Raw genomic sequence first — 25,796 nt, 5'->3', positions numbered from 1 at the left:
CAAGTATCTTGCGGGAAAGATAATAGCTGGAAACTATCTTTCCGGCAAGATATTATTCCCGCCTGCAACCTATTGAAAACAGGATCGACGATGGACGACCGGCGCATCACCATAGCGGAACTGCGTGAGCAACAGCGACACAACTGGCCCAAGGCCTATGATGAATCGCAGCCCGCGATTCTGCGTCTGCTGCGTACCTACGATATGTTCAGTCGCGAGTCCGGCGAGTTGATGTCCAGTCAGGGTTTGCAGAGTGCCGAGTTCGATGTGCTCGCCGCGCTGCGCCGCCAATCTCCGCCCCACTGTGTCAGCCCCACCCAATTGTGCTCGGCACTGTTCATCAGTTCGGGGGGCTTGACCAAGGTATTAAAGCGTCTGGAGACAGCGGGCTGGATCGAGCGACCGGCCAATCCCAACGATGGTCGCAGTCAGCTGGTACAGCTCAGCGAGTCGGGCAAGAAAAAAGCCGAAGATACCATGACGCTGCTCTGCAACCTGCACCGGAAGTGGCTGGCGCCGCTGTCGGAAGACGAGACGGCGCAGTTTGACCGACTGCTGGAAGCCTTGATTACCGGGCGGGACTAAAAGCGCCAGCGCAGCCGCCAGAAAAACTCCGCTTCCTGACGCTCTACCCGCGTCTCATCCTGAACGTCTTCACTCACTGCGGTGGCCAGAGCGAGCTCGGACTCCAGTCCCTGAGCCACGTCAAAGGTCACGCTGACACCAATATCGCTGAGGCTCTGGGCGTCGCCAAGGGCGCTGGAGGTATCCTGGAACCAGGCACTGCCATACTCGGTGAATACCGCAGGGGTTATTGCAACCCCGTTCCAGTCAAAGGATTTTTGCAGCGCGAGGCGGGCATAAAAACCCTCGTCGCCGATCAGTGTGCCAGGCAGCCACGCGGCCAGACGGTGAATGCCCCCCAGTACCCATTGCTGTTGCTGGGGCAGCTGTACACTGTTATTCCATTGGCCCAGAGCGTTCAGTGACAGCTCCGCGCCGTTGGCGAGGCTGGTGCGCAGGGCCACCGCCGGGGTAAACACAAAAAAATCGGCGCTGCGGCGGCCGATGCCGACACCGTTACCGTCGTCCGATTCAAAGCTGCCGCCGCTGCCACTCAGGCCGATTTTGCCGGCCAGCTGCAGCCGGGCAAAACTGGGCTGGCCGAGCACGGTGTCGCGCAGGGAATAGCGACCGCCGATCTCAAGGGTGGCGTAGCGCTCTTCGAGCAGCGGGGTGTCGCTGCTTCGAGCTTCGATTCGGGAGTCGATGTATTCCACACGCTCAAACAGGCTGAGGCGACGCACCGGGTTGCTGTACAACACGTGCTCGCCGCGCAGTGCCGCAGAAGAGATGCGCGCATCGAGGGACAGTTCGGTCTCGCTGATCGCCGCGTCGCAGTTCATCAGCAACGGCAGGCAAGCGGGGTCGGCTGCGCTAGTGGCGCTGACGGTGGGCTCGCGCTCGTAGCGAATATGGCTGGCCTCGACGGTGTACAGGCCGCTGGCCATCGGCTGCTCCAGGGCAATGTTCAGGCGGTGAAAGTCGTCGCCGTCGCTGGCTTCACCGAAATCGGTGAAGGCGGTGCGGTAACCCAGACGAAACTCGGTGCCGGTGCTGAAACGTTGACTGCCGCCCAGTTCGCCGAAGTAGCGGCCGAGAAAGCGACTGCCCTGGTTGTTGATTTCAACATAGGCGTCGTTGGCGTCATAGTCGTCGCTGGGGCTCTCGATAAAGTCCAGAATCACGGCGTTGTCGTAGTGCTGCTCGTAACTGATGCTGTACTCGACCCCCGCCCGCTCGGCATAGACATCAGCCAGTACCCGGGCGCGGTCGAACTCCTCAAGCTGAAGGTCGGGGTCATCCACCAGCCCGTCGAAAAACGCTGTTGCCCGGGGGTTGCCCCGCAGCCCCTTCACCGTATTCTGTTCTACCAGCACGTGCACCGTATCGTCCTGGCGGTAGTAGTGCACCGCGACCAGAAGGTGTCCCAGATTGTAATAGCGCCGGGTGAGTGCGGTGATGGCGGCAGAGGGGGTTTCCGCCGCAGCGAGAATACCGGTGACCTGCTCCGTCGACAGATACTTGTTGCCATAGACCCGCATTAACACGCCGTTTATCTTCTGTTCGATGGCGGCGCTGCGAGGCTGATGGGCTTGTATCTGAACCTGGCTGGCAAGCTGGGGAGGCATGACCGGTGGCAGATCAATTGCCATTGTGGGGCTCCTTAAAATGCCTGCCCGGCATCAGGGATGCGGGGCGGCAGATAGTGGACAAGTGAAATGATGATTCAGTGATCGCGCCGAGGCCTCAGGGCTGGACTACGCGCAGTTCAACCCGGCGATTGCGCTCCAGCGCGAGGGGACTGTCGCCCTCCTCCAGAGGTTGATCTTCTCCGTAACCCTTTGAAATCAAACGCTCAGGGGGAATGCCCTGGCTCACCAGATAGGCCAGCACCGCTGCCGCACGTTGCTGCGACAGGCGCAGATTAAACTGACCGCTGCCGCGGTGGTCGGTGTGGCCGGCGACCTCAACCAGGGCCGCGGGGGACTGGCGCAGCATGACCACCGCTTCGTTGAGGTAGGCTCGGGCATCCTCGCTCAACTGTGCGGTGGCGGTGGCAAAATTTACCCCTTCCAGGCGCAGGCCGCGAGCGCCATCAAGGTGGCAGCCATTGGCCATGACCCTCAACTTGGGCGGGGTGTCACGGCACTGATCCTCACGGTCGCAAACGCCGTCGCGGTCGTTGTCGGGGCAGTTGCGCAAATCTTTCTGAATGTAGGCAATTTGAAAACGGGGGTCTACCTGGGACTGCTCGTCGATGGCGGGTTGATCGCGGGCCTCGCTGAGGGGGCCGCCGGCGGCCAGTGCCAGTGGTGCATTGCCGTCTTCGGCGCTGGTGCTGGCGGGCTCATCCATAGTCAATAGCTGGGTCTGCTGGAGGTCTGACATGCCCAGATCGGCCGGGGCGCTGCTGTCGCCGGTATCGAAATCGGAGTTAGAGTCGGCAAGGGCAATGGCGGGGCTCAAATCGATGACGTTGCCCACCCCCGCCGCTGACAGCACGCTACCCAGTGTATTTCCCAGGTCTTCTATCAGACCAGCCTGCAGGGGGGCGCTCAGCGCCAGGCCGAGGAAGGCCCCCAGGGTGGCGCGGTATGTCGCGGAAGGTATCCGTCCTTTGATCGTGGCGGTATTTCGCACGGCTCGTGTCCCTTAGTGAATGTTCAGCTGTGCCCAGCTGTGAAAGGCTCCAAGGGTACCATTAAACTGTGATCCAGCGGCTTTTGCCAGCGTTGGCAGGGCCTTATTCCGCGCTGGTCTTCGGTGTCAGCGGTGGCGGCTGGCGTTTCAGCAGCTGCTGCTTGGCCAGCTCGAATTCTTCCTCACTGAGGCCCCCCGAGCGGTGCAGGGCGGCAAGCCGCTCCAGTTCGTCGGTTAAATTCTCGCTGCTGTCGTTTTGCGTGGGCGCAGACGTGGCCGAGGCCGCGAGGGGTGCCTGGCGTATTCCCAGCCACTGACCGATTTTGCGAAACAGTGCGGCAATGGCCCGCCACAGCTTCGGCAGCAGCCAGATCAGCAGAAGAATAAATATCACAAAGGCGATCAGGAAAAGCACCGGATGGTTCAGTGCCACCCACAGGCCGCCGAGTACGGCGACATCTTCACTGATTGACGCCACCCAGTTGCTGACCGGCTCCGGTGAGGTATTAATCATTACCCGAGTGCTGGCCTTGGCCGCGTGGGTCACCGAGGTGACCGACCCTCCGGCGATGCCCGCCGCCAGCTGTAAGGCCGGGCTGACATCACCGACGGAATTGGCCGCAAGCAGGGCTCCGGCGGGAATGCGAATAAAGGTGTGGATGGCGTCCCAGCCGGTGTCCACACCGGGAATCTTGTCGGCGAAAAATTCTACGCCGTACATTAAACCGGCGGCCATAATCACTGCGGGATCCTGCACAATTTGCAGGTTTTCCGGCAGTTCGATACCGCCGCTGGCGCCGCCGAGGCCGAGCATCAGTATGGCGGCGTAAAGATTGATGCCACTGGCCCAGGACACCCCCATGGTCAGTGAAAGAATGCTTATCAGCTGTTGGTACTCATCCATCTGGATGCCCTCTAATGGTCGCAATGCGCGGCGATGCCGTTGACCGTTTGCGTCATGTAAAACGACCGCAACGGTCACTTTGTTTTTCTCAATTTGCCCTAGTATGCACAGAGTCAGTGAACGTTAACTGAACAGCAGCCGGGGCGCGCCTCTGGTTTGCCCCTGTTTGCTTCGGAGTGCCGCCATGTCGATTTACGACACTTATCCGTCCAATCCGAATTTCGGCAGTGGCTGCTATCGTCGACGGATTCGACTCTGCGCGCAAGTGGACAGGGTGACCGGCGAGCTGGAGGACGACAACCACGGGTTCAGGGTCGATATTCGCCATCAGCATGGCAAGATCGTCGAGGTGCAGGGCGAGGCCCTGCGCGTGCCCTACACCACCTGCGCGGGTGCGGTGGCGCCACTGCGGCGCTTGCAGGGCCTGTTTATTGGCGAATCTGTGGATGCTGTTCATGCACAGAGCGACCCCCGCAGCCAGTGTACCCATCTTTACGACCTGAGCCTGTGGGCGTTGGCCCGCGCCGCCGAGGGGCCGGGTGAAGATATCTACGATATTACCGTTGATGATGAACACCCCACCGAGGGGGGCTGCGCGGAAATCTGCGTCAATGGCGCGCGGTTGCACCGCTGGCTAGTATGCGACTGGCAATTGGTGACCCCGGAGCCACTGGCGGGCAACACCCTGTACAAGGGCTTTTCTGCCTGGGCGGCCAAGGCTTTCAGTGGTCGTGACCTGCAGGCCGCGCAAATGCTGCAAAAGGGCTGTTTTGTCGGCTCCGCGCGGCGTTTTAACCTGAGTGCCCTAGCGGGTGAGTCGGCCACCACTGCTGAGGATGTGATGGCCGGTGCCTGCTTTACCCATATGTCGCCGCAAATCGAGGTGGCAGTGCGCACCAGCGGGACGATTCGTGATTTTTCCACCGCCCCGGAACAGCTGTTGCAATTCAAGGGGGTGGAGTGATGCGGGGTCTGCGCTATGCCGGTAGGCACTATTACGAATACTTGCCCTTGCACCTGGGCGCTACTATTAACTCATGGTGTTTACCACGAGTGACTTCTCGTCACGTAAAGGCCCAAAGTCTCCATAGTAGCACCCCCGCTTGGCACCCACATTCAGGGTGCTTTTTTTATGCCCGGCATTTTTCCTTCGGGGTATCACTTCAACAGGAATACCGCGTTGACCTGAGCGCGAATCGTTTCACTGCCAAGCATCACCGGCGTAGACGCCACCTTGGCGTCCATCATCATCGCCCGTTCAGGACGGAATACCGGCGTGTCGCCGCTGCTGCTGATGCGGTAGATGCTCCCCAAACGACTGCCAAAACCCTCAGCCAGCGCCGTAGCCTGTCTTGTGGCATCAGCAATCGCCTTTTGCATCGCCTCTTCGGTCAAGCGGTCGCGGCGAGCAATATCAAAGTGCACCTGCCCGAGTTCATCCACCCCGGCCTTGACGAGCTGATCGACCAGCGCACCGTAGCGACTCAGATCGCGCAGGGTGATGTCTACCTGCCGTTCAACCCGCTGTCCCTTGAGAATGCGTTTGCCGTCGCGCCACTCGTAGTCGGGAAATACTCGAATCTGCGAGGCGCGAATATCGGCGCTGGCAATGCCCTGTTGCCGCGCCGCATTCAGCACCGCTTCAACCCGGCCATCGACCTGTTTTTTGGCCGTCGCGGCGCTGTCGCGGGTGTCGTTGATTTGCAATTGCAGGCGGGCGATGTCCGGCGTGGCCTCCACCTCGCCGCTACCCGTGACCACCACATGGGCGTGGTCGGGCACGGTGGCGGCAACCGCAGTGAAAGACAGCAGCAAGCACAAGACGATGCCAAGCGATTTTATGATCTTCATTGATACCTTTCCCTATTGTCCCAAACCTGACGCGTCAGCGCGTCTGCCAATAAACCAGGAGCTGTAATGACTACTGCACAACTACACGACACAGTACAAGACGTTGATGCCCACGCTCAAATCCAGTCGCTGCTGCAACGTCAGCGCAGCGCCCTGCGCGCATCCGGCCCCCTCAGCGCCGAGCAGCGCGCCGATCGGTTGCAGCGCGCCATAGATCTGGTGTTTGATCACCGCGAAGCGCTAGTCGCCGCACTGTCGGCGGACTTTGGCCACCGCAGCAGTCACCAGTCACTTATGTCAGACATCTACGCCACCATTGAGTGCCTGCGCCACAGTAAAAAACATCTGAAAAAATGGATGAAGCCCCAGCGTCGCTCGGCGCCGGTGCCGATGAATATTCTTGGTGGCAAGGCGCGGGTCGAATATCAGGCCAAGGGTGTGGTCGGCATTATCGGCACCTGGAATTTTCCGATCAACACGGTGTTTTCACCGCTGGCGGGGGTGTTCGCCGCCGGAAATAACGCGATGATCAAGTGCTCTGAAGTGACTCCGCAAACCGGTGCCCTGCTCGCCTCGCTGATAGGCAAATATTTCAAGGAAGAAGAGTGTGTCGCCATCAATGGTGGCCCCGAGGTTGGCGCGGCGTTTTCCGCGGCACCCTTCGACCACCTGATCTTTACCGGGGCTGGCGCCATCGCCCACCACATTCTCCGCGCGGCGGCGGATAACCTCACGCCGGTGACGCTGGAACTGGGCGGTAAATCGCCGGTGATCGTCAGTGAGCACTACGATATTACCGCGGCGGCCGAGCGCATAGTGCAGGGCAAGGTGCTCAATGTCGGGCAGGTCTGTTTATCGCCGGATTATGTGCTTGTGCCCGAAGATAAACTCGATATTTTCTGTCACGAAATCATGACGCAGCTGGGCAAGTTGTTCGACAATCTTCTCGACAACCCGGACTACAGTTCGGTGGTCAACGCTCGCCATTATCAGCGGCTGCAAAGCTATATTCAGGACGCCCGCGACCACGGTGCCGATGTGCGTGAATTCAATCCTGCCAATGAGGATTTCAGTCAGCAGCAGGGCACCCACAAAATGCCACTGACACTGATCGTCAACCCTGACGATGAGCTGCGGGTGATGCGCGAGGAGCTGTTTGGCCCGCTGCTGTGTGTGAAAAGCTATCGCCGCCTCGACGACTGTCTGGACTATATTGCTGCCCGCCCTCACCCGCTGGCTCTTTACTACTTTGGCAATGACCGTGCTGAACAGGAGTATGTTATCAGCCGCAGTCTCAGTGGTGCGGTCACCATCAACGACGTGATCTTCCATGTCAGCTGTGAAGACCTGCCATTTGGAGGCATTGGCCCCAGCGGTATGGGTAACTACCACGGCCGCGATGGCTTTGAGACCTTTAGCCATGCCAGAGCCATCTACAAGCAAAGCAAGATCAATTTGCAGAAGCTTGGCGGCATGATTCCTCCCTACGGCGAGAAGGCCGACAAAACTCTCAAGGCGATGATTCGCAAGTAAGACTGTTTCCCCCCGGCGAGTTGTCTTGCCACTCTCCGGGGTCTTCAATTCACGCCCCGCACGCTGATTTCTCCGTCAATGCTTTCTTTCTCTGCGCAGATAGCAAATAATCGCGCCGAAAGCCGCCGCTGCTAAGCCGCGCCGGTATTTCAACGTATCTGAGCTATAGTGAGACGGCGACAACCCTTTTCCATGTCGCGGTATACGCGAGTGACCATTGCGCCGAGCGCCAAGGCCCGGCCATGTGGGCTCATTTCGACGAAACCAACGCAGAGATGACGTGTCTATGACGGCAGCGACACAGACCACGCTGGGGTGGCGAGAGTGGGTAAGTTTACCTGCCCTGGGCATCTACGGTGTGAAAGCCAAGGTCGATACCGGCGCACGCAGTTCCTCGCTGCACGCCTTTGATATACGAAAAATACAAGTCGACGACGAACTCTGGGTCGAGTTCAAGGTCCATCCCCACCAGCACGATCAGGAGCTGGTGGTGGAGTGTCGGGCACCGGTGAAGGACTACCGCCAGGTCACCGATTCTGGCGGTCACCGCAGCATGCGCTATGTTATAGAGACCGAGCTGGCCATGGGCGATGAAAGCGTGCGCGCAGAAATCACCCTGGCGGACCGCTCCGACATGTTGTTCCGCATGTTGATCGGCCGCACGGCCATGAAGGGGCGCTACATCGTTGACCCCGGCCGCTCCTACTGTGTCAGCAAGCCGCCGACCTGACACGCGTCGCCCATATTTCACAGCACTGGCGCTGGGGCGCCATGCTGCACATACAACAAGAGTACTCACTATGAAAATCGCAATTCTGTCGAGAAACAGCCGACTGTACTCCACTAAACGTCTGGTGGAGGCCTGTAAAGAACGCGGCCACGAGGTGCGCGTGCTCGACACCCTGAAATGCTATATGGAACTGAGCTCCCATGAGCCGGGGTTGTGGTACAAAGGTGAAAAACTCTCCGGGTTTGACGCCGTGATTCCCCGCATCGGTGCCTCTATTACCCCCTACGGGCTGGCGGTGATTCGTCAGTTTGAAATGATGGGCACCTACTCGCTCACCGAGTCGGTGGCGCTGGGGCGCTCCCGCGACAAACTGCGGGCCCTGCAGCTGATGTCGCGGAAAAATATCGGTATGCCGGTCACCAGCTTTGCCCACGATGTGCACAACACCAAGGAGCTGATCAAACTGGTGGGGGGAGCTCCGGTGGTGGTGAAATTGCTGGAGGGCACCCAGGGTCGCGGAGTGGTGCTGGCGGAAACCGCCAAGGCGGCAGAAAGTGTTATCGACGCCTTTCGTGAATTAAAGGCTGACTTTCTGGTGCAGGAATTTATCAAGGAAGCCGGTGGCTCCGACGTGCGCTGTCTGGTGATCGGGCGCCGGGTGGTGGCGGCAATGCAGCGTAACGCCGCCAGCGGTGAGTTTCGCTCCAACCTCCATCGTGGCGGCACGGCTGAGCTGACCCGGCTGACCCCCAGTGAGCGGGCGACGGCGGTCAAGGCTGCGCAGATTATGGGATTGAACGTTGCCGGTGTGGATATTTTGCGCTCCTCCCGCGGGCCGCTGGTGATGGAAGTGAACTCCTCGCCGGGGCTGGAAGGCATTGAAAATGCCAGCCGCAAAAATGTTGCCGGAGAAATTGTGAAATTTATTGAAGAAAATGCGGCGCCCAATAAAAATAAAACCCGCGGCAAGGGCTGATAGCCGCGAAAGTGGCGTAAAATCAGTGAATTGACCCTCGCAGGGAGTTTGTTGAGTGACAGAGCAAGACAGTCCGTCTCGCCGTAGAAAACCCCGTTCTACGCTGCGCAGCGTAAGCATTGCAGGGTGTGATATCGCCCCCGGTAGCCGGCAGCAAATTGAGCTGCCGGTGGCCAAACTCTACACCCATACCGAGCTGTCGATGACCATTAAAGCCGTGCGCGGCAAGCGCGACGGCCCCACCCTGTTTGTCAGCGCGGCCATTCACGGCGACGAGATTAACGGTGTCGAAATTGTGCGCCGCCTGTTGCAGCACCGCGCCTTGCGTTCATTGCGGGGAACCCTGGTGGCGATTCCCATCGTCAACGTGCACGGCTTTCTCAACAACAGCCGCTACCTACCCGACGGTCGCGACCTGAACCGCTCGTTTCCCGGCTCGCCCAAAAGCTCGCTGGCGGGACGGGTCGCCCACAGCTTTTTCAACAATGTGGTTGCCCAGTGTGAATACGGCATCGACCTGCACACCGGCGCTCGGCATCGGGGAAACCTGCCGCAGATTCGCGCCGACCTGCAGGATGAGCGCACTCGGGAAATGGCCGAGGCCTTTGGTGCGCCGGTGCTGCTTCACGCCAAAACCCGCGACGGTTCCCTGCGCGAGGTGGCCAGCGACCAGAATATTCCGATATTGCTCTATGAGGCCGGTGAGGCGCTGCGCTTTGACGAGGTGGCGATACGGGTTGGAGTGTCGGGCATTATCAACGTCATGCGCCAGATCGGCATGCTGCCCCCGTCACGGGTGAAGAAGCCTCGGCGCCAACCGATGGTTACCGACCAGTCCTATTGGGTGCGAGCCAGGGTGAGTGGCGTGTTGCGGGCGCTGGTGCCCTTGGGGGCCTTTGTTAAAAAGGGCGCGATACTGGCAGTGGTGTCTGACCCCATTGGTGATACCAGTGGCGACACCGAAATTTGCGCCCAGGACGAGGGCATTGTGATAGGCCGTACCTATTTGCCGCTGGTGTACGAGGGCGACGCCCTCTTTCATATCGCCAAGTACAAGGCGGATATCGACGAGGTGCTGCGTCACTATCACGAGTTTCGTGAGGAGTTCGAGCCGGATGCCTACGACCCGGCGAATCACGATCCCAGCGAGTACGACGAAGACCCGCCGATCGCTAGCTGACCTTGCCGTAAGCCGTGTTCTGGCAGTGGCTGTCCATAAAGCTCAGCATCAGCTTCAGGTAATCCCGGCGACCCAGATGAATCATATGGTTGCCGGGGAACCAGTGCAGGTGGCTCTCGGGCCAGTGGGCATGGAGCAGCCGGACATAGCGGGGCGGCGTGAAGCGATCGCCCGCACCACCAATCACCAGCACCCGCTCCGGGTCCAGCACCGGCTGGTAACTGAGGGGGCTGTGCACCGCCATACCCCGACGCAGCTCCTGGGGGCTCAGCCCGCTGCGTTGTTCAATTTTATCCATCAAACTGCGTGTGGGTTGCCAGCCGCGCATGGTGTCTACCGGTGCCACCAGCGGTGAGTTGGGAATACAAAAGGCCAGGCGCGGCTCCACCACCGCCAGCAGCGAACTGATATACCCCCCCAGACTCAAGCCCGACACCCCTACATGGGGCGCGCCACGTTTGAACAGGTAGTCCACCAGCACTCGCAGGTCGCTGATGGCGTGGAGTATCGACTCGTTCAAATGAGCAAAGCCGCCGGAGAACATGCCCTGACCACTGAACATGGAGCAGGGGTTCGCGCGGCTGCCATGAAACGGCAGGGTAATCATCGCGATATCGTAGCCGCGGTCGTAGAACCAGCGCAGGGAAAAATAGTGGCTGTTGAGGGCGTACCAGCTCTCCACCACACCGTGCACAAAAATCAGTGTGGGGCGCGGCCCGTCCGGGTGAGTCCAATACTGGGCATGGGCGCGCCGATTGCGCTTGTGGCTGAGGTAGCTGTCGGCAATATTCGGGTTGAGCGGCTCAAAGGGGCTGTCAAAGCTCAACTGAAAGGCGGGCAGGCCCGAGGGCCGGTATTCCCGCCAGGTCGGTTGCCGGGCAGAAACCCTGCAGGCCTTTGGTTTGGCGAAGACCTTGGCGGTATCCCGCTGCTGCGCGAGGTGGGCGTAAAAATCCAGGTGCTGGCGCTCTTCGGCCATGTGGTTGCCGCGCAGCAACTTGGGTAGCAGGCTGGCGGCAACCATGCCTGCGAGTGCTGTACGCAGGGCACGATCCGCCGCTGCAGTGCCAAAGACCTTCAATGGATACTCACCGTCGAGTTCAGTGCCATCGGCCTGGGCATAAAAGTCTTCGGGCAGGGTCAGCCACCAGGGAGGTGTTTCAGTGACCGTTTGGCCTTGTGCGCGACTCATTAAAAGATCCTTGGCAGAGTTTTCACTATTTTTACCACATTGAGGCGGCAACAGCGTTAGAGAATTACCGAGATTGACAAATTTGCCCGGCCAATGCCCTTGATCCACGCCTATACGCTGATTAAGCTGCCTGTAGCCGTTTTCGGCCAGCCAGAGCCGTCCCATGACCGTCGCCGAAGAAATTGCTGAATTCCTGACCTATCTGCGCAATGTGCGCCGAGTGTCGCCCCATACCCTGAGTGCCTATGGTCGCGACCTGGAGCACTTTGTGGCTTTCTGCGATGGCCAGCATCTGTCACACAGTGCTGCCGTCGACAGTGGCCATATTCGCCATTTCCTGGCGACTCAGCGCAGCCGCTCGGCCTCTCCCGCGACATTGCAGCGCCTGCTGTCGTCGGTGCGCAGTTTTTTCCACTACCGTATTCAGCAGCACGGGGCGACGAAGAACCCGGCGACGGCGGTGGCAGCGCCGAAGCGGGGCCGACCCCTGCCGAAAACCCTGGATGCGGATCGCATCGGGCAGTTGCTGGAGTTCGACGGCGACGAAGCGCTGGATTATCGCGACCGCGCCGTAATGGAGCTGTTCTATTCCTCGGGTCTGCGTCTGGCGGAATTGGCAGGGCTGAATCGTTGTGATGTTGACCTTGCCGACGCCACAGTTGTCGTGACTGGCAAGGGCGGCAAAACCCGGCAGCTGCCGGTGGGGCGCAAGGCGGTGCAGGCCCTCAATGAGTGGCTGCCCTGGCGCAAGGCCTGGTTGCCGCCAAGTGCCGAAGCGGATAACAGCGCGCCCTTGTTTATCAGCCAACGGGGAAGTCGTCTCGGCCATCGCAGCATTCAGCAGCGGATCAAACGTCGCGCGATTCAACAGGGCATTCCGGAAAACCTTCATCCCCATATGCTGCGCCACTCCTTTGCCAGTCACCTGCTGGAGTCGAGTAGTGATCTGCGCGGGGTTCAGGAATTGCTCGGTCATGCTAATCTGTCCACAACCCAGATATACACCCACCTCGATTTTCAGCACCTGGCCAAGGTATACGACGTGGCCCACCCCCGTGCGAGTCGAAAGGCCAAAAAAGCGGATTAACCATGACGATGTTGCGCGCCCTCAGTTTCGACCTTGACGATACCCTGTGGGCCAGCCTGCCGGTGCTCCAGCGCGCCGAACAATGTTTTTATGACGCCCTGTGCGAGCGGGTGCCGGAATTTGTCGCCAGGGTGTCAAAGCAGGAACTTCGCGACCACCGCCTGGGACTGCTGCGGGCTGAACCCAGGTTGCGCCATCACATCAGTGAGTGGCGGCGGCGCAGCCTCACCGAAATGCTGCGTGCCCACGGTTACGGGGCGCGCAGCGAGCAGATCAGTGACGAGGCCTTTGCCATGTTTATTCAGGCTCGACAGCAGGTGGAATTATTTGCCCATGTCGACACAGTGCTCGCCCAATTGTCCCAGCGCTACACCCTGGTCAGCCTGACCAACGGCAACGCCGATTTTCATCAGCAGGACTGTAGCCGCTATTTCCATGCCTGCCTGAAGGCTGAAGACATCGGTGTCAGCAAGCCCGAGCCAGCAGCCTTTGCTGCGGCGCTGGCGGCGGCGGGCTGTGCACCAGAGGAAATGCTGCATATTGGCGATCACCCCCGTGACGATATCGAGGGTGCCAAGGCGGCGGGCATACGGTGTCTGCAAGCGTGTATTGTGAAGGGGCCGGAGACCGCGACACCATTGGCTGATGGCGTATTCAGCGACTGGCGGCAGCTGCCGGATTTGATAGAGAAACTGGCCGGGGGCCGTTGAACAATGCGAAGCGGGGCACTGATGTGCCCCGCGGGAGATGTGGGATTCCGGGTGTCCGGACGGCGTTTTCGTCGGTCTAGTATGAATCCTGATCTGAGTCGTTATCCAGCAAGCTGCTGCGCATATGGGGTTCGAGGTGCTTGATCTCACCGCCCCTGGCCAGAAAGGCCTCTACGTCATTCGACAATTGCTCGCGCATGCGGTCGTGCATTGTCTGCTGCTGATAAGCAACGTATTTTTCTTTTTTGATGTTGTCGCTGTTGCGTATACGAGATCCCATAAAACCTCCTCGAGCATGTGAGATTCACGCCTTGCAAGTGGCTTTATACTGCTAGCGATAGCGGCCTGACAAGCGCAGGATTAGCTTATTTTGTTATTCGGGAATAGGGGGGAAATAGCGAAAAATTCTAAGCCAGAGCAGCCGTTGGCTAGAGAGTGGTGTTAGATGGGGTTGGAATAAATAGTGGCAGAAATTTAGTGGAAAAATGAGAACTGGGTTCGACAATACGCGGCGGAAAGACGGTGCGGCAGCCCTGCAGCTGCCGCGAAAATTTGCCACTAAATAGCGTCTTCGCCGGTCTCGCCGGTGCGAATACGAATAACCTGCTCAAGGGTGGTGACAAAGATCTTGCCGTCGCCGATTTTGCCAGTGTGGGCAGCCTTGCTCACCGAGTCGATGACCTTCTCCACCAGCTCCTCAGCCACCGCAATTTCCAGCTTCACCTTGGGCAGAAAATCCACCACGTATTCGGCGCCACGATACAGCTCGGTGTGACCTTTCTGACGACCAAAACCCTTAACCTCTGTGACCGTAACACCCTGAACGCCGATCTCCGACAAGGCGGCTCGAACATCGTCCAATTTAAACGGTTTGATGACGGCACTAACCAATTTCATCGCGGAATGCACTCCTGATAATTTTTGTATTGATGGCTAACTTAGCTCAGCCCCGCGACCTTGGCAAGGGATGGCCGCGATTGGCGGCCTTTTAGCGGTAACAGGAGTGTTTTGAGCAGCCTTGAGGCAAATGTGCTCGGGCCTGGTTCAACCTTTAAGGGTTGGCGTACCGGGTTCGGGCACTGTATCGCGGCAGACCCCCAGTTCGGCGGAGCCGGCACCGCAGGAAATAATCGAGCGGAAGGCGCTATCGAGCTTTATGTCGGGGCGCAGCTGCACACAGGACTCCGGCAGGTGGTAGATAAAGCCGGAAGTGGGATTGGGGCCGGTGGGTACAAACACCGTAAACCAGCCATTGTCGTGGCGGCTGGTGACAATGGCGGTGACCCGCACTGGTGACGTGGCGCCATAAAGCTGGGCAATGGCGACCTCTCCCTTGGTGAAGGGCGAGTTGCTGTCCTTGCCGAACAATTGCTGAATGATATCCCTGATGAGCCGATAGCCCGGGGCAAAGCGTGCGAGGTGGGAGTCGATAAAATTCTGCAGGTAGCGGCCCGCACTGGTCGCCACAATTGTGCCGACGATAAAACAGATAAACAGAATAATCGCCACGACGGCGGCGTCGATCAACAGCGGCGGCGCCGAGGTCAGCCTGGTTAATGGGCTGGTGAGCGGCGCGATCAGGCCTTGCACCGCATTAACCGCCCAGCGCAATGCGAACAGCATAATCACAATGGGCGCGATAACCAGAATGCCACCGATAAAGGACTGACTGATAAAGTGTTTGAGTTTACTCATGGAAAAAAGCGAGCCGGAAGTGTGTGCCGTCAATAGTAGCGACTTTAACGCTGAAATGGGATGACAAAAAAGTGGGGTCTGTCCCCGGGGACAGACCCCAGGGACAGACCCCGCTCAGCGGATAAGGTTTAGCAGGTCGTCGAGCAGGCGTTCCAGCTTGCGCAGGGAGCCACATTCCGCCACGTAGTGGCAGGCGGTTTGGTAGCGGCGGATTTCCGAGTCACCGGTGTTCCAGCGGTTGCGGGATTCGGGGTTGAACCACAGCACCAGACGGGCGCGGTGGTATATGTCGCGGAGGGCGTCGATGCCGGTGTTGCCGCCGTTGCCTCGGCCATCGCCGAGGACGATAACCGTGCTGCGGCGATTGAGACGGTCGGCGATCTGGTCGCGGAAGCTGGTCAGGGCCAGGCCGTAGTCGCTGCCGCCCATGCCGTGCTGCCTCTGGATAATCGCCAGAGCTTCCTCTTCGGGATACTGACGGAAGATGTCGCTGACCTCGATGCTTTTACCGCAAAACACAAAGCAGCGGGCGTTGGGCAGCACGTCGGCCAGGGCCTGCACGAACAGCATCAGTACCTCAGACCACTGGCTGACCGAGCCACTGAGGTCGCAAAGCAGGTAAATCTCGCTTTTCTCACGGCGGGTATTGCGAAAATAGCGGTGAAAGGGCACGCCGCCGTAGGCGAGGTTGCGGCGCAGGGTTTTGCCCAGATCGGGTTTGCCGCGCTTGGCGCGATGCAGGCGCTGGCGGTGCCGGGACGCCAGCTTTTTCGCCAGCTTGCGGATCAGAGGGGGCAGGCGCTTGCGATAGTAGCTGTCCATGGCGGCAATGCTGCTGTCGCGCATCAGTTCTTCCTGATAGCTGCGGCCCTTGGCGTTGTTGTTGAGCAGCAGTTGCCGGTCGATCACCTCGGTGACGGCTTCGATACGGGCTTCGCGCAGGCGACTCAGCCATTGGGCCTGCTGCTGGTCGTCGGGGCTGCCATCGGCCAGGCCGGCAATGGCCTGGCGTTGTTCACCATCGCCGAGGGCGTCGAGGATTCGCCGGCGATAGACTCCCCGTTGGGTGGGGTATTCCATCTTTTCCAGGCCGACCTCATTCGCGGCCTGCATCACCTCGGCGCGGAGGGCGTCCATACTCAGGCCACTGCCGCCCCCGCCACCACTGCCCTCGCCTTCGGCACTGTCGCCGGGCATAGGCGGTATGTCCGTATCGTCCGGGGAAGATGACGGGCTATCGCCCTCCTCTGACGCCACGGTCTCATCAACAATCTCACTGCGCTCCCCCAGGGTAAAAAACCGGTTGAAGCACTGGTCGAAGGCAATACGCTCCTCCTCGGACTTGGCCAGACTACAGGCCAGGCCTGCGTGGAGCAGTGAGCGGTCGCTGTAGCCCAGACTCGCAGCAACCCGCATGGCGTCGAGGCTCTCCGCCGGGGAGACCTCCAGGCCGTGATGGCGCAAATGGCGAATAAAGCGCAGCAGGGTGGCTTCCACGTTCAGGCCCTGGTGGCGCTTTTGAGCAAAGCGGTTAATTCCGGGGCGACAATGCCGATATCTTCCTCGTATTTCAGTAGTACATTGAGGCTGTCTTCCACCAGTTGTCGGTCGAGGGTGTTGGCGTGCAGCAATAACAAGCTGCGCGCCCAGTCGATGGTCTCGCTGATGGCAGGCTGCTTCTTCAGATCCAGTTCCCTTACCCCGTGTACGAAGGCGACCAGCTGCTCGCGCAGTTGGTCGGGCACCTCGGGCACCCGGCTTTGTACAATGCGGCTTTCCAGCGCAGCTTCCGGGAAGGGAATATACAGGTGAAGGCAGCGGCGCTTGAGGGCGTCGCTGAGGTCGCGGGTGTTATTGCTGGTCAGTATTACCAGCGGCTTGTGCCGGGCACCCAGGGTGCCGATTTCCGGCAGAGTGACCTTGAAGTCGGCAAGAATTTCCAGCAGCAACGATTCGAATTCGTAGTCGGCCTTGTCGATTTCGTCGATCAATAATACCGCCCCGGCATCGCTTTGCAGGGCTTTGAGGAGTGGTCTCGGTTCGAGAAAGCGCTCCGAGTAGAAAATATCATCGAAGTTATGCAGACGCTCCACCGCACTGGCGAGGCTTTCTGCGCCGCCGAGAATATCCCCCAACTGCTCCTTCAATACCTGTACATAGAGCAGTTGCTTGCTGTATTTCCAGTCGTACAGTGCCTTGCTCTCGTCCAGCCCTTCGTAGCACTGCAAACGAAACAGCGGCAGCTTCAACATTGCCGAGGCGGCATTTGCCAATTCGGTTTTGCCCACCCCTGGCGGGCCTTCGATCAGGATCGGACGCTCCAGCTCACGGGCCAGGTGCAGTGTGGTGGCGATCTGGTCGCTGGCGATATAGCCCTGTTCCGCGAGGTTGGCGATCAGCCCATTAATAGCGTGGCGTGGGGAATTCATGGTGTTCCTTATTATTTAGCGAATGCCATTATTCAGCGAAAGCCGGTGTCGGTCGGATCAACGGCGCGAGCCGTGCCCACTCGGCAGCGGAGACCAGCGGGCGGATGTCCTCGGCACCGGCAAATTGGTGGTCGCGGTAGTCAAAGCCGGGACACACCGCCTCGGAAATCAGGCCGTAATCGGCGGCGCCATCGTCACACAATTCGGAAGCCTTCCAACAGCCCCCCTTTACCAACAGTTGCAACTGTTGTCCGGCCGCGAGTTCTGGCCCCATGACCACACACTCATAGTGCCCGTCGGGGTGTAGCAGATGGTAGCGCAGACTGCGCCCTCCCTGCCAGAAATGCAGAATATCGGCGCGGTTTCGGTGCAAATAGCCGCAAGGACTGGAAGTGGAAAGTAAATAAAATATGCTGCTCATCAGCGCCTGGGAGTCGCCATCGGACCGGGGCAGAGTGTATTCAGAGCAAAAGCTGCGGCGGAAAAAACCACCTTCGCTGTGGGGTTCCAGGGCGAGGTGGCGAATAAGCTCGGCTGCGGTCATCGACCAGCCTCAGCCGCCAGTGGTATTCATAAAGCGTACGATCTGGGGGCTGTCATCGAGATCGAAGTGATGGCGCTCGGGTTTAATGTCCATCGCGCTGACAACGGCATCCTGCAGCCGTTGGGTATCCCCGGGGTGCTCCCGCAGTACCGCGCGCAGATCCACTGAGTGTTCATTGCCCAGACACAGGAGCAGGCGGCCCTCTACCGTCAAGCGCACTCGATTGCACAGGTGGCAGAAATTGTGGCTGTGGGGCGAGATGAAACCAATGCGGCTGTCGCTGTCGGCCATGCGGTAATAGCGCGAGGGGCCACCGCTGGTTTCCGCGCTGGCGGTCAGTGGGTAGTGCTGGTCGATGCGCTGGCGAATCACGTCGCTGCTGCAAAAGCTCAGGGCGCGGTCGTGTTCGCTGATCTGGCCCAGCGGCATTTCTTCGATAAAACTGATATCGATCTGGCGGTTTCGGGCGAATTCCACCAGATCGAGAATTTCGTCGTCGTTGCGGCCGGTCATCATAACGGCGTTGATCTTGATTCGCTGAAACCCGGCCTCGCGGGCGGCGTCGATACCGTCGATGACCTTGTGCAGCTCACCGGTGCGGGTCAACTCCCGAAAACGATCGGCGCGCAGGCTGTCGAGGCTGATATTAATGCCGCTCAGGCCAGCGTCCCGCAAGGGCTGGGCGTATTTACGCAACTGGGCGCCATTGGTGGTGAGGTTGAGCTGCTCGAGGCCGTCCAGTTCGCCGAGACGGCGTACCAGGGTGAGCACATTATTGCGCACCAGCGGCTCGCCACCGGTCAGGCGGATTTTGCGGGTGCCCAGTGCGACAAAGGCCGCGGCGACATCGTAGAGTTGTTCCAGGGTCAGTACATCGCGCCGGGGCAGAAAGGTCATTTCCTCTGCCATGCAATACACGCAGCGAAAATCACAGCGATCGGTTACCGACAAACGCAGGTAATCGACGCGGCGACCGAAGCGGTCTTGCAAAAGTTGACTTTGTGCTGACATGCCGCCGATAGTAGCACAGCTGGAGACGGCGGGCATCGCATGCCGAGGGCGTGTGGGCGGTCGCGGCCACAATAATGAATGAACAGGGGGACAAACCATGAAACAGATTTTTATCGCACTGTGTGCGGGTGCGGTGCTATTGGCCGGGGCAGCAGCCCACGCCAACAAGGACACGGCCCCCGGGCAGAGCAAGAAACACCGGACTGAGGTCCACGGCGAAGTACAGGCCTCGGCCGAGGCCGACTGGCAGGTCTACAACCGCCACGGGCAAACGGTCACTGCCAGACAAATCGCCGATGCCATCAGTGTCGAAGCGGCGGTAAAGAAAGCCGGGGCCGCGCCGGAGTCCCAGGAGGCGGCGATGATTCGCATCAGCATGGGCCAGTCGGCGGAAATCGCCGACAAACCCAATGACGGTGTGTTCGACGGCCACGGTCAGCCCATCACCCAGCGCGAAGCGGCGGAGCGCCTCGCGGCAATCGAAATTATGCAGCGTTCCGGTATCGACCCTAACTCCGAAAAAGCAGCGCAAATCCGCGCCGCCGCTCAGGGGCGGGTAGAAACCGAGAGTGGAGAAGAAGTGAATCAGCAAACCATGGCCGAAGTGGGCAAGGAGATCGCGGTGCAGGAGGCCATTATCTTTACCGGCGCCGCACCCGGTTCGGCGGATGAATCGCTGATTCGCATGGGGGCCGACGTGCTCATGGATAAGTTCAGGAAGTGGACCCAGTAAGCCCCGCTGACTCAGCCTGCTGACAGATTTTGCCAGTAGGCTGTCTTTTTTTGTTATTGCCGACAAATCCTCAGGCGCTAGAGTAGACCTATAACTACGCTATATTGACGAGCCCATTTGCGCTCGCCCTGAGGACACAGCCATGACATCTGCCAACACCATCGCCACCAGTTCCCAGAAACGCTACCCCATGCCGATGCCCTTCGGCTGGTTTGCGGTGTCTTACAGCGATGAATTGCAGGCCGGAGAGTCACGGGCGGTGCACTACTTCGGGCAGGAGCTGGTGTTGTTCCGTACCGAGAATGGTCGCGCCGTATTGATGGAAGCCTATTGCCCCCACCTGGGTGCCCACCTCGGTCACGGCATTCACGAGCGTTCCGGCACCGGTGGCGGCCGTATCGAAGGCAATAATATTGTCTGCCCTTTTCACTCCTGGAAGTTCAACCCGGAGGGTGAGTGTGCAGAAGTCCCCTACGCCAAAAACATGCCCCCAAAAATCAAGGGCAAGAAGTGCCTCAAATCCTTCCCCATTCGGGAAACCAACCAGGTCATCTGGGCCTGGTATCACCCCGAGGGTGACTCCCCCAAGTGGGAGGTGGTTGAGCACGAAGAGGCCAATGGTGACGGCTGGTCACCGCTGGAACGCTATGAGTGGACGATCAACACCCACTCCCAGGAAATGGCGGAAAACGCCGCCGACCCGGCCCACTTCAAATATGTGCACGGCACCGCCTCTTTCCCCGAGTGGGAAACCACCTACGACGGGCCGATGGTGCGCGGTCTGCAGCTGGCCAATATGCCCACTCCTCGGGGTGAGGTAAAAGGGGCTATTCGCACCGGCTCTGCCGGCCCGGGTCAGGGGTTTACCAAGTTTGAAGGCATCGCCGACACCTTTTTGATGGGGCTGACCACACCCATCAACGAGGAAACCGTGCATGTGCGCTTCGCCTTTACCCAGCCCAAGGTCAACGGCGAAGTGGTAAAAGGCGGTGTGAATGCGGCGATCATCGCCAATATCGTTGGCCAGCTTGAGGAAGACCGGCCGATTTGGGAGCACAAAATCTATCGGCCACTGCCGGTGTTGTGCGACGGCGACGGCCCGATTGCGAAATTCCGCAAGTGGTTTGCCCAGTTCTACGCCGGCGGCTTTGACCCGCGGGCGTTGTAATACTCCGCTGGCGGCGCGGTCTGCGCCGCCGCACTGTGAATCAGTTCAGAAAACCTCTGGTGAAAACCGTTCAAAACGCCACAAAGCCAACATTCTATCTATGCTGCGTTATACTTGGCCCCGTCCTGGTATTGCTGCGGAAACGTAATGAAACAAGCGCCACTCCTTTTACTGGTCGCCGCCTGCCTCTGCGCATCACTCAGTGAAGCGTCGTGCTTTCCCGCGCGGGCACCCAGCGTCAAGGTGGACGGAGCCAGCGCCAACTACCGGGAAATGCGCGATCTGCGCGACAAGGTTGAGCGTTATCTCGACGAGCAGGGGCGTTATTTCACCTGCCTGGATGCCATGGAAACCACCGCTCGAGGCACCGGCCACGACAACGAGCGCCGTCGCCGACAGCGTATTGAGCGCTACAACAAGGCTATGGTGGAAATGAGTGAGTTGGTCAGTCGCTTTACAGCGGAAGCCCATCGCTTTAATCAGCGCTAGCGCTTCAGCCGCAACCCCCGTTGCTCCAGACCCGCCAATAAATAGTCCGACGCCTTCTCACTGCCCAGAATCACCACCTCCTGCAGCCCGTCCCCTTTGGGGGCTGTCCCCAACAGACTGGCGACACGCCGGGCAATGGCCTGGCCGGAATCGACCCACTGGCAGTGGCGAATAAACGTCGCCAACTCCTTTTGCACCAGGGGAAAATGGGTGCAAGCCAGCACCAGGGTGTCCATGTCGTGATAGCGGGGATGGGCGCGAAATCGGTCGGCGATGGTGGCCACACAATCTTTGGGTGATGCCCCCTGCCAGAACAGCGCTTCCACCGCGGGTGCCAACTCGCCATTGCCGACAGCAATAACCTCGCAGTCGGCGGCGAAGTCGGCAATCAATTGAGCCGTGTACGGACGGGAAACGGTGCCGGGGGTGGCGAGCAGGCCGATCACCTTGCTGCGACTCAGCGCGGCGGCGGGCTTGATCGCAGGCACCACACCGACCACGGGGATCGACAGTCGCTCTCGCAGAGCGGGCAACACCGCCGTGCTGGCACTGTTGCAGGCCATGACCAGCATGGTCGCGTACTCGCGTTGGAGCACTTCCTCTACCCGCTTGCAGATGTGCTCTACCAGTGGTGCTTCCTGCCACAGCCCATAGGGAAAGCCCCCGCGATCCATCACATACAACAGATCCAGCTCAGGCAGCAGGCGATGAATTTCGGCGCCGATGCTCAGTGAGCCGACGCCGCTGTCGAAGACCAGCACACGGTGAGTGCGCGGTGGTGTTGCCATAATGTCAGCTTAACGGGCCGGGGATTACAGCTGCTCCAGGATTTTTTCCGCTGCGCTCACATCAATGCCACCGGCAGGCTCAACCGCCAGGAAGGACACCACGCCGTCTTCGGCAATCAGGGCGAAACGCTTGCTGCGCTGGCCCAAGCCAAAGCCGCTGCCATCCATTTCCAGACCCATTGCAGCAGTCAACTCGCCGTTGCCGTCGGCCAGCATCAGCAGCTCCTCAGCGTTTTGTGCCTTGCCCCAGGCATCCATTACAAAGGCGTCATTCACCGCCATGCACACAATGGTGTCGACACCCTTCTCTTTGATCTTGTCGGCGTTAACCACGTAACCGGGCAGGTGGGCCATGGAGCACCCGGGGGTAAATGCGCCGGGCACCGCAAACATCACCACCTTTTTACCGTTAAAAATATCGCCGGTGGTGATGTCTACAGGGCCTTTCTCGCCCATCACCTTCAGGGTTACATCAGGAATTTTGTCGCCGGTTTGAATACTCATTTTACTATCCTTATCAGTGTCAAATACGAGGGATAACAATTGTTGTTGTCGATGTTGAGGGTGCAGTGTAGCAGAGCCCTGCGGGGGCGTAATACTCTTGAAAAAAATCCGCCAATCCCCATGTTAAGAATGACAGCACGTGCTGCCAAACTGGTATACAGGCATTTCAGGAGGTATTTACGATGAACAGCTATCTGCCTTTTGCATTGTTTGACGATCTGACACGGGACGTGAACCGCCTGTTCGACGGTCGGGGCGAACCCCGTCGCAGCGCGCAAAACACCTGGCTGCCCGCCGTTGATATAAGCGAAACCGACGACGCCTATTTGCTCACCATGGACGTGCCGGGCGTGGCCAGCGACACCATTGATATCAGCATCGAAAACAAAGTGCTGAGCATCAAAGGCGAACGCAAAATCGACCACGGCGACAAGAAAGTGGCGATCAGTGAGCGCTGGCAGGGCGACTTCTCTCGCCGATTTTCGCTGCCCGACAGCGTCGATATCGAACATATCGCCGCCAAGGTCGAAAACGGCGTGCTGGGCCTGCACATCCCCAAAATCGCCGCCGCGGCCCCGCGCAAAATCACCGTCCAATAGCACTACTACCATAGGGGTCTGTCCCCGGGGACAGACCCCAGGGACAGACCCCGATCAGGTTTGCAGGCGGCGTACGGTGCGCTCGTCCAGGGGCTGCTCGAACAGGCTGCGGTATTGCCGCAGTCGTTGGGCTTTGGAACCAGCCATAGCCTCGTAGGTTGGGTGGGCAACAACCAACCCGCCGCTCTCCCCTTCACCATTGGCGCGGTAGCTGCTCCAGGGATAGTCGCCAGGGTGCTCCACCATTCCCGCCCGCACCGGATTGAGTTCTATGTAGCGATAGCAGGCGAGTACATAACGATCGCCTTCGGTGATTCGGGAGCGAAAGCGTCCTTCCCAAAGACTGCCGCTGCGGTCGTAGTGCCGATTAATATATTGCGCATAGCGTTGGCTTTGCTGCTTCATCAGCGCGGCCAATGAGAAAGACTCCTCGGGAGTGACCAGCAGGTGGACGTGGTTGGTCATCAATACATAGGCGTGAATAGCGCAGCCGGTGCTTGCGGCGTTTTCCTTCAGCCAATCCAGGTAGATGCGATAATTCGCTTCGGAGAAGAAGCAGGGTTGTCGGTTATTGCCGCGTTGAACCACATGATGCGGCATACCCGCCTGTACAATTCGTGCTTGTCTTGGCATGGGGAGCGTCCTTGCTCGCACCACATAGGGGTCTGTCCCCGGGGACAGACCCCTATGTGGGTTATTTCAGTTTTCGGTATTTCATTCGCTTGGGCGCGGCGTTGTTGCCTTTGCGCTGAACGAAGTCTTCGTGATACTCGGTGTAGTTCCCTTCAAAGAACACCACGTCGCTGTCGCCTTCGTAGGCCATGATATGGGTGGCGATACGGTCAAGGAACCAGCGATCGTGGGAGATCACCATCGCGCAGCCGGGGAAGTCCAGCAGTGCATCTTCCAGCGCCCGCAAGGTTTCCACGTCGAGGTCGTTGGAAGGTTCATCGAGCAGCAGCACGTTGCCGCCCTCTTTCAGGGTGCAAGCCAGTTGCAAGCGACCACGCTCACCACCGGAGAGTTCGCCAACCCGCTTCTGCTGGTCGCTGCCCTTGAAGTTGAAGCGCCCCAGATAGGCCCGTGAGGGGATTTCATAGCCGCCAATTTGCAGTATGTCGCGGCCATCGGATACGGCTTCCCACACCGTTTGCTTGTCGTCCAGCGCGTCGCGCATCTGATCGACAGACACCAGCTTCACCGTGTCGCCCATTTCGATGCTGCCGCTATCGGGCTGTTCCTTGCCGGTAAGCATACGGAACAGTGTCGATTTACCCGCGCCGTTGCCGCCGACAATACCCACAATCGCGCCCTTGGGAACACTGAAACTCAGGTCGTTAATCAACAGCCGGTCGCCGTAGCTCTTGCTGATGTTATTGACCTCAATCACCTTGTCACCGAGGCGGGGGCCGGGTGGAATATAAATCTCGTTGGTCTCGCTGCGGCTCTGGAACTCCTGGGATTGCATTTCCTCAAAGCGCGCCAGTCGCGCCTTGCTCTTGCTCTGCCGCCCCTTGGCGTTGCTGCGCACCCACTCCAGTTCCGAGGCGATGGCCTTTTTGCGCGAAGCCTCGGATTTGGCTTCCTGCTGCAGGCGGGCTTCCTTGGCTTCCAGCCAGTCGGAGTAGTTGCCTTCGTAGGGAATGCCGCGGCCCCGATCCAGCTCCAGAATCCAGTTAGCGGCGTTGTCCAGAAAGTAACGGTCGTGGGTAATGGCCACCACAGTGCCGGGGAAGTCACACAAGAAACGCTCCAGCCAGCCGACCGATTCCGCATCCAGGTGGTTGGTCGGCTCGTCGAGCAGCAGCATATCGGGGTTCGACAGCAGCAAGCGACACAGGGCGACCCGGCGGCGTTCACCCCCGGAAATCGTGGAGACATCCGCATCCCATGGCGGCAGGCGCAGGGCGTCGGCAGCGACTTCCAGCTTATGGTCGAGGTTGTGGGCGTCGGACGCCTGAATAATATCTTCCAGCTCCGCCTGGCGCTTGGCCAGCGCATCGAAGTCGGCATCGGGTTCGGCGTAGGCGGCGTAGACCTTGTCGAGCTCTACCAGAGCATTTTTCGCCTCGGCGACACCATCTTCGACATTGCCGCGCACATCCTTGCTTGGGTCCAGCTCCGGTTCCTGCTCCAGATAACCGATTTTGAGTCCCGGCTGGGGGCGGGCCTCGCCGTTAAATTCAGTATCCACCCCGGCCATAATCCGCAGCAGAGTCGATTTACCCGAGCCATTGAGGCCGAGTACACCGATTTTGGCGCCGGGGAAAAACGACAGGGAAATATCACCGAGAATCTCGCGCTTGGGTGGCACCACCTTGCTTACGCGATTCATAGTAAAGACGAACTGCGCCATGCTAACTCCTGAAACTGAGGGGGCTGCGGCTGCGGGACAAGCAGCCGGAAAATGAGCGAAACGGTAGCGAAAACGCGGGGGAAGTGCAAGGCTGGCAGATGGGGTCTGTCCCC

28 protein-coding genes are annotated in these 25,796 nt (G+C 59.4%); 12 read left to right on the top strand and 16 right to left on the bottom strand.

Annotated features, from left to right (window positions below):
• Positions 1 to 90 precede the first annotated feature (90 nt).
• A complete protein-coding gene (locus HCU74_RS19475; protein WP_168452114.1) occupies positions 91 to 585 on the top strand; it encodes a MarR family winged helix-turn-helix transcriptional regulator in 495 nt (164 codons plus the stop codon).
• Here HCU74_RS19475 and HCU74_RS19470 read toward each other — a convergent pair.
• The 3 genes from HCU74_RS19470 to HCU74_RS19460 form a co-directional block, all read right to left on the bottom strand.
• The gene (locus HCU74_RS19470; protein WP_168452113.1) at positions 582 to 2,216 is read right to left on the bottom strand and encodes a ShlB/FhaC/HecB family protein; all 1,635 of its coding nucleotides are present in this window, start codon (positions 2,214 to 2,216) and stop codon (positions 582 to 584) included. The two genes, HCU74_RS19475 and HCU74_RS19470, sit on opposite strands and share 4 nt — an antisense overlap.
• A 94-nt stretch (positions 2,217 to 2,310) precedes the next feature.
• On the bottom strand, positions 2,311 to 3,204 hold the full coding sequence (locus HCU74_RS20360) for an OmpA family protein (protein WP_168452112.1): 894 nt from the start codon (positions 3,202 to 3,204) through the stop codon (positions 2,311 to 2,313).
• A 103-nt stretch (positions 3,205 to 3,307) separates the two neighbouring features.
• Positions 3,308 to 4,108, bottom strand: coding sequence for a DUF4126 family protein (locus tag HCU74_RS19460; RefSeq protein WP_168452111.1), 801 nt, complete (start codon positions 4,106 to 4,108; stop codon positions 3,308 to 3,310).
• 184 nt (positions 4,109 to 4,292) lie between these two features.
• On the opposite strand from HCU74_RS19460, the gene HCU74_RS19455 reads away from it, so the two are divergent.
• Positions 4,293 to 5,072, top strand: a complete 780-nt coding sequence (locus HCU74_RS19455) for a DUF2889 domain-containing protein (protein ID WP_168452110.1) — start codon at positions 4,293 to 4,295, stop codon at positions 5,070 to 5,072.
• A 194-nt stretch (positions 5,073 to 5,266) separates the two neighbouring features.
• Here the strand turns inward: HCU74_RS19455 and HCU74_RS19450 are convergent, their stop codons facing one another.
• The gene (locus HCU74_RS19450; RefSeq protein ID WP_168452109.1) at positions 5,267 to 5,959 is read right to left on the bottom strand and encodes an SIMPL domain-containing protein; all 693 of its coding nucleotides are present in this window, start codon (positions 5,957 to 5,959) and stop codon (positions 5,267 to 5,269) included.
• A 66-nt stretch (positions 5,960 to 6,025) separates the two neighbouring features.
• On the opposite strand from HCU74_RS19450, the gene HCU74_RS19445 reads away from it, so the two are divergent.
• From HCU74_RS19445 to HCU74_RS19430, 4 genes are all read left to right on the top strand, one after another.
• Entirely contained in the window at positions 6,026 to 7,492 is a 1,467-nt protein-coding gene (locus tag HCU74_RS19445; protein ID WP_168452108.1) for a coniferyl aldehyde dehydrogenase, read from the top strand.
• Between the two features lie 286 nt (positions 7,493 to 7,778).
• The gene (locus HCU74_RS19440; protein WP_168452107.1) at positions 7,779 to 8,222 is read left to right on the top strand and encodes an ATP-dependent zinc protease family protein; all 444 of its coding nucleotides are present in this window, start codon (positions 7,779 to 7,781) and stop codon (positions 8,220 to 8,222) included.
• Positions 8,223 to 8,292: 70 nt separating this feature from the next.
• On the top strand, positions 8,293 to 9,198 hold the full coding sequence (gene rimK / locus HCU74_RS19435; protein WP_168452106.1) for a 30S ribosomal protein S6--L-glutamate ligase: 906 nt from the start codon (positions 8,293 to 8,295) through the stop codon (positions 9,196 to 9,198).
• Between the two features lie 55 nt (positions 9,199 to 9,253).
• A complete protein-coding gene (locus HCU74_RS19430) occupies positions 9,254 to 10,378 on the top strand; it encodes a succinylglutamate desuccinylase/aspartoacylase family protein (protein ID WP_345889719.1) in 1,125 nt (374 codons plus the stop codon).
• Here the strand turns inward: HCU74_RS19430 and HCU74_RS19425 are convergent.
• Positions 10,371 to 11,570: an alpha/beta hydrolase gene (locus HCU74_RS19425; RefSeq protein ID WP_210425405.1), complete on the bottom strand. Its 1,200-nt coding sequence runs from the start codon at positions 11,568 to 11,570 to the stop codon at positions 10,371 to 10,373. The two genes, HCU74_RS19430 and HCU74_RS19425, sit on opposite strands and share 8 nt — an antisense overlap.
• A gap of 163 nt (positions 11,571 to 11,733) precedes the next feature.
• On the opposite strand from HCU74_RS19425, the gene xerC reads away from it, so the two are divergent.
• Both xerC and HCU74_RS19415 read left to right on the top strand, forming a co-directional pair.
• Positions 11,734 to 12,657 (top strand): tyrosine recombinase XerC, encoded by a 924-nt coding sequence (gene xerC / locus HCU74_RS19420; protein ID WP_168452105.1) that lies wholly within the window; start codon positions 11,734 to 11,736, stop codon positions 12,655 to 12,657.
• 2 nt (positions 12,658 to 12,659) lie between these two features.
• The gene (locus HCU74_RS19415; RefSeq protein ID WP_168452104.1) at positions 12,660 to 13,367 is read left to right on the top strand and encodes an HAD family hydrolase; all 708 of its coding nucleotides are present in this window, start codon (positions 12,660 to 12,662) and stop codon (positions 13,365 to 13,367) included.
• A 76-nt stretch (positions 13,368 to 13,443) separates the two neighbouring features.
• On the opposite strand, the gene HCU74_RS19410 is transcribed toward HCU74_RS19415, so the two are convergent.
• The 7 genes from HCU74_RS19410 to moaA all read right to left on the bottom strand — a co-directional run bounded on the left by HCU74_RS19410 (position 13,444) and on the right by moaA (position 19,046).
• The gene (locus tag HCU74_RS19410; RefSeq protein ID WP_168452103.1) at positions 13,444 to 13,647 is read right to left on the bottom strand and encodes a hypothetical protein; all 204 of its coding nucleotides are present in this window, start codon (positions 13,645 to 13,647) and stop codon (positions 13,444 to 13,446) included.
• 278 nt (positions 13,648 to 13,925) lie between these two features.
• Positions 13,926 to 14,264 (bottom strand): P-II family nitrogen regulator, encoded by a 339-nt coding sequence (gene glnK / locus HCU74_RS19405; RefSeq protein ID WP_168452102.1) that lies wholly within the window; start codon positions 14,262 to 14,264, stop codon positions 13,926 to 13,928.
• Between the two features lie 147 nt (positions 14,265 to 14,411).
• A complete protein-coding gene (locus tag HCU74_RS19400; RefSeq protein WP_168452101.1) occupies positions 14,412 to 15,062 on the bottom strand; it encodes a DUF502 domain-containing protein in 651 nt (216 codons plus the stop codon).
• Between the two features lie 114 nt (positions 15,063 to 15,176).
• On the bottom strand, positions 15,177 to 16,559 hold the full coding sequence (locus tag HCU74_RS20355; RefSeq protein WP_168452100.1) for a VWA domain-containing protein: 1,383 nt from the start codon (positions 16,557 to 16,559) through the stop codon (positions 15,177 to 15,179).
• 2 nt (positions 16,560 to 16,561) lie between these two features.
• On the bottom strand, positions 16,562 to 17,491 hold the full coding sequence (locus HCU74_RS19390) for an AAA family ATPase (protein WP_168452099.1): 930 nt from the start codon (positions 17,489 to 17,491) through the stop codon (positions 16,562 to 16,564).
• Positions 17,492 to 17,519: 28 nt separating this feature from the next.
• On the bottom strand, positions 17,520 to 18,035 hold the full coding sequence (locus tag HCU74_RS19385; protein ID WP_168452098.1) for a cupin domain-containing protein: 516 nt from the start codon (positions 18,033 to 18,035) through the stop codon (positions 17,520 to 17,522).
• 9 nt (positions 18,036 to 18,044) lie between these two features.
• Complete coding sequence (gene moaA, locus HCU74_RS19380) at positions 18,045 to 19,046, bottom strand: GTP 3',8-cyclase MoaA (protein WP_168452097.1); 1,002 nt, start codon at positions 19,044 to 19,046, stop codon at positions 18,045 to 18,047.
• Positions 19,047 to 19,143: 97 nt separating this feature from the next.
• Between moaA and HCU74_RS19375 the strand changes: the two genes are divergently transcribed.
• The 3 genes from HCU74_RS19375 to HCU74_RS19365 all read left to right on the top strand — a co-directional run bounded on the left by HCU74_RS19375 (position 19,144) and on the right by HCU74_RS19365 (position 21,436).
• Positions 19,144 to 19,779: a hypothetical protein gene (locus HCU74_RS19375; RefSeq protein ID WP_168452096.1), complete on the top strand. Its 636-nt coding sequence runs from the start codon at positions 19,144 to 19,146 to the stop codon at positions 19,777 to 19,779.
• Positions 19,780 to 19,921: 142 nt separating this feature from the next.
• Positions 19,922 to 20,947, top strand: coding sequence for a Rieske 2Fe-2S domain-containing protein (locus HCU74_RS19370; protein WP_210425404.1), 1,026 nt, complete (start codon positions 19,922 to 19,924; stop codon positions 20,945 to 20,947).
• A gap of 147 nt (positions 20,948 to 21,094) precedes the next feature.
• Positions 21,095 to 21,436, top strand: a complete 342-nt coding sequence (locus HCU74_RS19365; RefSeq protein ID WP_168452095.1) for a hypothetical protein — start codon at positions 21,095 to 21,097, stop codon at positions 21,434 to 21,436.
• Here HCU74_RS19365 and murI read toward each other — a convergent pair.
• Together murI and HCU74_RS19355 are read right to left on the bottom strand one after the other, a co-directional pair.
• Positions 21,433 to 22,224: a glutamate racemase gene (murI, locus tag HCU74_RS19360; RefSeq protein WP_168452094.1), complete on the bottom strand. Its 792-nt coding sequence runs from the start codon at positions 22,222 to 22,224 to the stop codon at positions 21,433 to 21,435. The two genes, HCU74_RS19365 and murI, sit on opposite strands and share 4 nt — an antisense overlap.
• Before the next feature lie 24 nt (positions 22,225 to 22,248).
• Positions 22,249 to 22,728 carry a peroxiredoxin gene (locus HCU74_RS19355; protein WP_168452093.1) on the bottom strand — a complete coding sequence of 160 codons (480 nt, stop codon included), beginning with the start codon at positions 22,726 to 22,728 and terminating at the stop codon, positions 22,249 to 22,251.
• Between the two features lie 182 nt (positions 22,729 to 22,910).
• Here HCU74_RS19355 and HCU74_RS19350 point away from each other — a divergent pair, with 182 nt between their 5' ends.
• Positions 22,911 to 23,327, top strand: coding sequence for an Hsp20/alpha crystallin family protein (locus tag HCU74_RS19350; RefSeq protein ID WP_168452092.1), 417 nt, complete (start codon positions 22,911 to 22,913; stop codon positions 23,325 to 23,327).
• A gap of 54 nt (positions 23,328 to 23,381) precedes the next feature.
• On the opposite strand, the gene HCU74_RS19345 is transcribed toward HCU74_RS19350, so the two are convergent.
• Entirely contained in the window at positions 23,382 to 23,960 is a 579-nt protein-coding gene (locus tag HCU74_RS19345) for an REP-associated tyrosine transposase (protein ID WP_168452091.1), read from the bottom strand.
• A 61-nt stretch (positions 23,961 to 24,021) separates the two neighbouring features.
• On the bottom strand, positions 24,022 to 25,683 hold the full coding sequence (gene ettA / locus HCU74_RS19340; RefSeq protein ID WP_168452090.1) for an energy-dependent translational throttle protein EttA: 1,662 nt from the start codon (positions 25,681 to 25,683) through the stop codon (positions 24,022 to 24,024).
• Positions 25,684 to 25,796: the final 113 nt, after the last annotated feature.

The organism is Spongiibacter thalassae (genome assembly GCF_012272835.1).
Classification (GTDB): domain Bacteria; phylum Pseudomonadota; class Gammaproteobacteria; order Pseudomonadales; family Spongiibacteraceae; genus Spongiibacter; species Spongiibacter thalassae.
The sequence above is the reverse complement of the archived record's forward strand: the minus strand, read 5'-3'. Positions and strand labels throughout refer to the sequence as shown.

Coding starts and splice junctions, on each gene's coding strand:
- HCU74_RS19475 (WP_168452114.1), top strand. CDS start 91: ATGGACGACCGGCGCATCACCATAGCGGAACTGCGTGAGCAACAGCGA.
- HCU74_RS19470 (WP_168452113.1), bottom strand. CDS start 2,216: ATGGCAATTGATCTGCCACCGGTCATGCCTCCCCAGCTTGCCAGCCAG.
- HCU74_RS19460 (WP_168452111.1), bottom strand. CDS start 4,108: ATGGATGAGTACCAACAGCTGATAAGCATTCTTTCACTGACCATGGGG.
- HCU74_RS19455 (WP_168452110.1), top strand. CDS start 4,293: ATGTCGATTTACGACACTTATCCGTCCAATCCGAATTTCGGCAGTGGC.
- HCU74_RS19450 (WP_168452109.1), bottom strand. CDS start 5,959: ATGAAGATCATAAAATCGCTTGGCATCGTCTTGTGCTTGCTGCTGTCT.
- HCU74_RS19445 (WP_168452108.1), top strand. CDS start 6,026: ATGACTACTGCACAACTACACGACACAGTACAAGACGTTGATGCCCAC.
- HCU74_RS19440 (WP_168452107.1), top strand. CDS start 7,779: ATGACGGCAGCGACACAGACCACGCTGGGGTGGCGAGAGTGGGTAAGT.
- rimK (WP_168452106.1), top strand. CDS start 8,293: ATGAAAATCGCAATTCTGTCGAGAAACAGCCGACTGTACTCCACTAAA.
- HCU74_RS19425 (WP_210425405.1), bottom strand. CDS start 11,570: ATGAGTCGCGCACAAGGCCAAACGGTCACTGAAACACCTCCCTGGTGG.
- xerC (WP_168452105.1), top strand. CDS start 11,734: ATGACCGTCGCCGAAGAAATTGCTGAATTCCTGACCTATCTGCGCAAT.
- HCU74_RS19415 (WP_168452104.1), top strand. CDS start 12,660: ATGACGATGTTGCGCGCCCTCAGTTTCGACCTTGACGATACCCTGTGG.
- HCU74_RS19410 (WP_168452103.1), bottom strand. CDS start 13,647: ATGGGATCTCGTATACGCAACAGCGACAACATCAAAAAAGAAAAATAC.
- glnK (WP_168452102.1), bottom strand. CDS start 14,264: ATGAAATTGGTTAGTGCCGTCATCAAACCGTTTAAATTGGACGATGTT.
- HCU74_RS19400 (WP_168452101.1), bottom strand. CDS start 15,062: ATGAGTAAACTCAAACACTTTATCAGTCAGTCCTTTATCGGTGGCATT.
- HCU74_RS19390 (WP_168452099.1), bottom strand. CDS start 17,491: ATGAATTCCCCACGCCACGCTATTAATGGGCTGATCGCCAACCTCGCG.
- HCU74_RS19385 (WP_168452098.1), bottom strand. CDS start 18,035: ATGACCGCAGCCGAGCTTATTCGCCACCTCGCCCTGGAACCCCACAGC.
- moaA (WP_168452097.1), bottom strand. CDS start 19,046: ATGTCAGCACAAAGTCAACTTTTGCAAGACCGCTTCGGTCGCCGCGTC.
- HCU74_RS19375 (WP_168452096.1), top strand. CDS start 19,144: ATGAAACAGATTTTTATCGCACTGTGTGCGGGTGCGGTGCTATTGGCC.
- HCU74_RS19370 (WP_210425404.1), top strand. CDS start 19,922: ATGACATCTGCCAACACCATCGCCACCAGTTCCCAGAAACGCTACCCC.
- HCU74_RS19365 (WP_168452095.1), top strand. CDS start 21,095: ATGAAACAAGCGCCACTCCTTTTACTGGTCGCCGCCTGCCTCTGCGCA.
- murI (WP_168452094.1), bottom strand. CDS start 22,224: ATGGCAACACCACCGCGCACTCACCGTGTGCTGGTCTTCGACAGCGGC.
- HCU74_RS19355 (WP_168452093.1), bottom strand. CDS start 22,728: ATGAGTATTCAAACCGGCGACAAAATTCCTGATGTAACCCTGAAGGTG.
- HCU74_RS19350 (WP_168452092.1), top strand. CDS start 22,911: ATGAACAGCTATCTGCCTTTTGCATTGTTTGACGATCTGACACGGGAC.
- HCU74_RS19345 (WP_168452091.1), bottom strand. CDS start 23,960: ATGCCAAGACAAGCACGAATTGTACAGGCGGGTATGCCGCATCATGTG.
- ettA (WP_168452090.1), bottom strand. CDS start 25,683: ATGGCGCAGTTCGTCTTTACTATGAATCGCGTAAGCAAGGTGGTGCCA.